Genomic DNA, 4,773 nt, shown 5'->3' with positions numbered 1-4,773 from the left:
CTCGAGCTGTACGGCGCCTGCGCGCGCCAGGGCATCATCGCCTATCCCATCAACTGGCGATTGACCGAGCAGGAAGTGGAGCGCGTGATGGAGCGCGCGGCGCCGCAGATGATGGTGGCCGACGCGTCGACGCTCAGCGTCGTGGCGGCGTGGCCGCAGCGCTTCAAGACCGTGCCGCACTGGTATCAGTTCGGTGAATCCGCGGGTCCGGGCTTCACGGCTTTTGACTCACTCTATGGCGACTCGCTGTACGGATCGACCGCCGGAGCCGCCGCGGCCGAGGTGTCGCCCGCCGACCCGTTCGCCGTCATCTCCACCGCGGCGGTCGACGTGATCCCGCGCGGCGCGGTGCTGACCCACGCCAATGTCGTCGCCGCCAACCTAGGCGCCATGGCCTGCCTCGGCTTGACCCCGGCGGATCACTACCTCCTCGCGCTCCCCCTGTTCCACATCACCGCGCTCGGCATGGCCATGGCCCACATGCATGCCGGCAGCGCCAGCGTGCTGGTGCCGCGCTTCGACGCGGAGGAGGCTGTGCGGCTCATCGACCGCCAGCGTGTCACTCACGTCTCGGATTTTCCTCCCGTGCTGAGCAGCCTGCTCGATGCCGCCGAGAAGCTGGGCAGCCGGCTGGCGAGTCTGAAGCACGTCTCCGGCTTGGACTCACCCCAGACCATCCAGCGCCTTCACGAGCGGACTGGGGCGCAGTTCTGGACGGGCTTCGGCCAAGCGGAGACGAGCGGGTTCGTCAGCCTCCAGCGCGTGTCGGAGCGGCCCGGCGCCGCGGGTAAGCCGGCGCCCCTCTGCCAGATAAAGCTGGTGGACGACGACGACCACGAGGTGCCAGTGGGCACCCCGGGCGAGATCACCGTCCGCGGCCCGCTCGTGTTCCAGGGCTACTTCGCCCAGCCCGACGTGACGGCGTACACCTTCCGCAACGGCTGGCACCACACCGGCGATGTGGGGCGCTTCGATACAGACGGCTATCTCTACTACGTCAGGCGCAAGCCCGAAAAGGAGCTGATCAAGCCCGGCGGGGAGAACGTGTACCCCGCGGAGGTCGAGACGGTCATCATGCAGATGGACGGTGTGAGCGGAGTGTGCGTCTACGGCATCCCCGACGCCAAATGGGGCGAGGCGATCAAGGCCGTGGTCGAGGTGAAGACCGCCGGCCGCTACACCGCCCAGCAGGTCAGCGACTTCGTGGCATCGAAGATCGCCCGCTTCAAGCGCCCCCACGTGGTGGTGTTCGCCGATGCCCTCGCGCGCTCGGCCGAAGGCGGCGTCGACCGGGAAGCCGTCAAGACGAAGTGGGGCAGCGCTGCATGAAGATCTTCAACGAGCAGCACGAAATGTTCCGCCAGGCGGTGCGCTCCTTCGTCGAGAAGGAGGTCGAGCCCCATGTCGAAGCGTGGGAGGAGGCCGGGCAGATCCCCAAGTCGATCTGGCCCCGCATGGGCGCCTTGGGCTTCCTCGGCGTCGAGTACGACGAAAAGTACGGCGGCGGCGGCGCCGACTTCCTGACTACGGCTGTGCTCTGCGAAGAAGCGGCGCGCTCCCGCTGCGCGGCCTTCGCCATGGCGCTCGGCGTGCACACCGATATGGCCTCGCCCCACCTGTACTGGACGGGCAGCGAAGCGCTCAAGGAGAAGTACCTGCCGGGCATTTGCCGGGGCGAGAAGCTCACGGCCATCGCGGTGACCGAGCCCGGCGGAGGCTCCGACGTGGCCGCCATCCGGACGCGCGCCGTCAGGGACGGGGGCGACTACGTGCTGAACGGCTCCAAGATGTTCATCACCAACGGCGTGATGGCCGACATCTTCTTCGTGGCGGCGCGTATCGAGAGCGGAGACCGCGAGAAGCGCGATCCTGAAGGGAAGCGGCATCGGGGCATTTCCATGTTCCTGGTCGAGCGGAACACGCCGGGATTCACCGTGAGCCGCAAGCTCGACAAGATGGGCAACCGCGCCTCGGACACCGCCGAGCTGGCCTTCCAGGACATGCGCGTACCGGCCGAGAACCTGCTGGGGCGAGAGGGCGTGGGCTTCTACGAGGTCATGCGGGTCTTCCAGCGGGAGCGGCTGGTGGCCGGGCTCCACGCCGTGGCCGGCTGCGCCCGCGCGCTCGAGGACACTATCGCGTACGTGAAGCAGCGCCACGCCTTTGACGGACCGCTGTCGGGCAAGCAGGTCGTGCGCCACAAGCTGGCCGACCTGGCGACCCTCATCGAGGCGGCGCGCTGGCTGACCTACGCCGTCTGCCTCAAGTTCCAGGGCGGTGAGGAGGCGGTCAAGGAGATCTCCATGGTGAAGCTCTTCGCCGGGGAGATGGCCCAGAAGGTCGCGTACGACTGCGTCCAGCTCCACGGCGGCTACGGCTACATGCGCGAGTACCCGATCGAGCGCTTCTTCCGCGACATCCGCCTGTTGACCATCGGCGGCGGCACCTCCGAGATCATGAAGGAGATCATCGCCAAGCAGATGGAGCTGTGAGGGCGGCCCTCTCCCGGGCGGGGAGGGGGGATCCATGATCGACCTGGTCGCCATCGGGCACGTGACCTTCGACGAGACGCCCTCGGGCGTCAGGCCCGGCGGCTCGGCTTACTACGCGGCGCTGACTGCCCGGCGGCTCGGCCTCAGCGTCGGCCTCCTGACCTCCATCTCCCCCGACTACCCGCTCGACGTCTTTCCCGAGGGGATCCACGTCACGACGGTGGCGTCACCTCACACCACGCGCTACCGGCTCGGCCAATCCAGGGGCGCGCGGACCCTCACCCTCCTCTCCCGCGCGGCCGATCTCGAGACGGAGCACCTCCCCGCGGCGTGGCGGGGAGCGCCCCTGGCGGTACTGTGCCCCGTGGCGGGCGAGGTGGACCCGGCGCTGGCCGGCGTCTTCGAGGACGCGGCGGTCGCCGTGCTGCCGCAGGGCTGGATGCGCAAGCGCGGCCGAGGCGGCCTGATGGGCCCGCAGCCGTGGGAGGATGCCGACGATGTGCTGCCGCGAACCCAGCTCCTGGTCCTCAGCGAAGAGGATCTGCCCGGAGCCGACGCGGGCGCCGTCGCGTGGCTCCAGCAGGTGCCGCTGGGCGCCATCACGCGCGGGAAGCGCGGGGCGACGCTCTACGTCAACGGCGATTCCTACCACGTCGAGGCCGACGCCGCGAAGGAGATCGACCCGACGGGCGCGGGCGACGTCTTCGCGAGCACGCTCCTGATCGAGTACCAGCGCCTCGGAGATGCGTGGGAGGCGGCGGCCGCAGCGGCGTGTGCGGGAGCGGCATCGGTCGAAGCCGAGGGACCCGCGGCCATCCCCGACCGGCCCGGCCTCGACGCGCGGCTCGCGGCCTACCGGCGCCACCACGGCGGTTGAGGCTTGCCCGCTTCGCGCGGCGGGACTACACTGGGTCCCGAGGTCCCCAACCCAGGAGGCACGACATGAAGATCTTTCTCGACAGCGCGAACGTCGCCGAGCTCAAGGAAGGCGTGGCGATGGGGCTCGTGGACGGCTGCACGACGAACCCGTCGCTCATCGCCAAGGAGAAGCGCCCCTTCCGCCCGCTGGTCGAGGAGATCTGCTCCGTCGTTCCCGGCGACGTAAGCCTGGAGGTCGTGGCGACGGACTTCGAGGGCATGGTCAAGGAGGGCAAGGAGCTGGCGCAGATCGCGAAGAACGTCGTGGTCAAGTGCCCGCTGACCAAGGACGGGCTCAAGGCCGTCAAGTACCTCTCGGGCGAGGGGATGCGGATCAACCAGACGCTCTGCTTCTCGGCGCCCCAGGCGCTGCTCTCGGCCAAGGCCGGCGCAACCTACATCAGCCCGTTCCTTGGGCGCCTCGACGACATCGGCGCGGTCGGCATGGACCTGATCCGCGACATCTGCGAGATCTACCGCAACTACGGCTTCAAGACCCAGGTGCTCGCGGCCTCGATCCGCAGCCCGCTGCACGTCGCGGACGCGGCCAAGGCGGGGGCGCACGTGTGCACGATGCCGTTTGCGGTGCTGGAGATGCTGATGAAGCATCCGTTGACAGACATCGGGCTGAAGAAGTTCCTCGATGATTGGAATAAGTCTGGGGCCAAGATCTAGATTCGCGCTGGGGCACTGCCGAGACTTCCCGCTGGGCCGGGCGGCGGCGCGCCGGGGCGCCCCCGTCACCCCCAACTGCACGGGGGTTCGGGGGGCATCCCCGACGCCCCTCCGCCCTGACGTTTCCTGACGTTTATTCTTAGTGCCCGCCTTTCTATCTTGTAGTTTCGCTTCCACCCATTCAGGCCGCTGTCTGCGTATATGAGGTGTATGGGGGATTTGGAGGAGGAACGGCGGTGGATGGGGCGGGTGGCCGGGGGGGATGAGGCGGCCTTCGGCGAGCTTGTCGGGCGGTATGGGGGCCGGCTGCTTGGGGTGGCGCGGCGCCTCTTGGGGTCGCGGGCCGACGCTGAAGATGCCGTGCAGCGCGCGCTCCTCCAGTGTTACCTGGGCGCGGGGACGTACCGCTCCGAGTGGGCCGTGTCCACGTGGCTGTACCGGATCCTGACCAACGTCTGCATGGACGAGCTGAGGCGCCGCAAGAGTCGGTCGGGCGAGCTCGAGCCCCCGACGCGCCCTGATCCGCCGGGTGAGCACCTCGACCTCCGGCGCGCGCTGGGTCGCGTGCCGACCGAGGCGCGCGTGCTCCTGGCGCTGCGGTACGTGGACGGGCTCTCCTACGGCGAGCTCGCGCGCATTCGCGGCATCTCGATCAACACGGTAAAGAGCCAGCTCCAGCGGGGCAAGA

5 protein-coding genes are annotated in these 4,773 nt (G+C 68.8%); all 5 read left to right on the top strand.

What is annotated here, in order from left to right; genetic code table 11:
- Positions 1-1,329 (top strand): AMP-binding protein (locus VGV06_08785; protein HEV2055253.1); only part of this gene is annotated, 1,329 nt, incomplete at its 5' end.
- Positions 1,326-2,492, top strand: a complete 1,167-nt coding sequence (locus tag VGV06_08780; protein ID HEV2055252.1) for an acyl-CoA dehydrogenase family protein — start codon at positions 1,326-1,328, stop codon at positions 2,490-2,492. The genes VGV06_08785 and VGV06_08780, both read left to right, overlap by 4 nt.
- 34 nt (positions 2,493-2,526) lie before the next feature.
- Complete coding sequence (locus VGV06_08775) at positions 2,527-3,369, top strand: PfkB family carbohydrate kinase (GenBank protein HEV2055251.1); 843 nt, start codon at positions 2,527-2,529, stop codon at positions 3,367-3,369.
- A 65-nt stretch (positions 3,370-3,434) separates the two neighbouring features.
- Positions 3,435-4,085, top strand: coding sequence for a fructose-6-phosphate aldolase (gene fsa / locus VGV06_08770; GenBank protein ID HEV2055250.1), 651 nt, complete (start codon positions 3,435-3,437; stop codon positions 4,083-4,085).
- 249 nt (positions 4,086-4,334) lie between these two features.
- A partial coding sequence (locus VGV06_08765; protein ID HEV2055249.1) for a sigma-70 family RNA polymerase sigma factor occupies positions 4,335-4,773 on the top strand: 439 nt, incomplete at its 3' end.

This window comes from Candidatus Methylomirabilota bacterium, assembly GCA_035936835.1.
Classification (GTDB): domain Bacteria; phylum Methylomirabilota; class Methylomirabilia; order Rokubacteriales; family CSP1-6; genus AR37.
Note: the sequence above shows the minus strand (reverse complement) of the source record. Positions and strands in the feature narration are given on the sequence as shown.

What these genes read in the sequence shown, in the direction of transcription:
- VGV06_08775 (HEV2055251.1), top strand. Translation starts at nt 2,527, where the DNA reads ATGATCGACCTGGTCGCCATCGGGCACGTGACCTTCGACGAGACGCCC.
- VGV06_08780 (HEV2055252.1), top strand. Translation starts at nt 1,326, where the DNA reads ATGAAGATCTTCAACGAGCAGCACGAAATGTTCCGCCAGGCGGTGCGC.
- fsa (HEV2055250.1), top strand. Translation starts at nt 3,435, where the DNA reads ATGAAGATCTTTCTCGACAGCGCGAACGTCGCCGAGCTCAAGGAAGGC.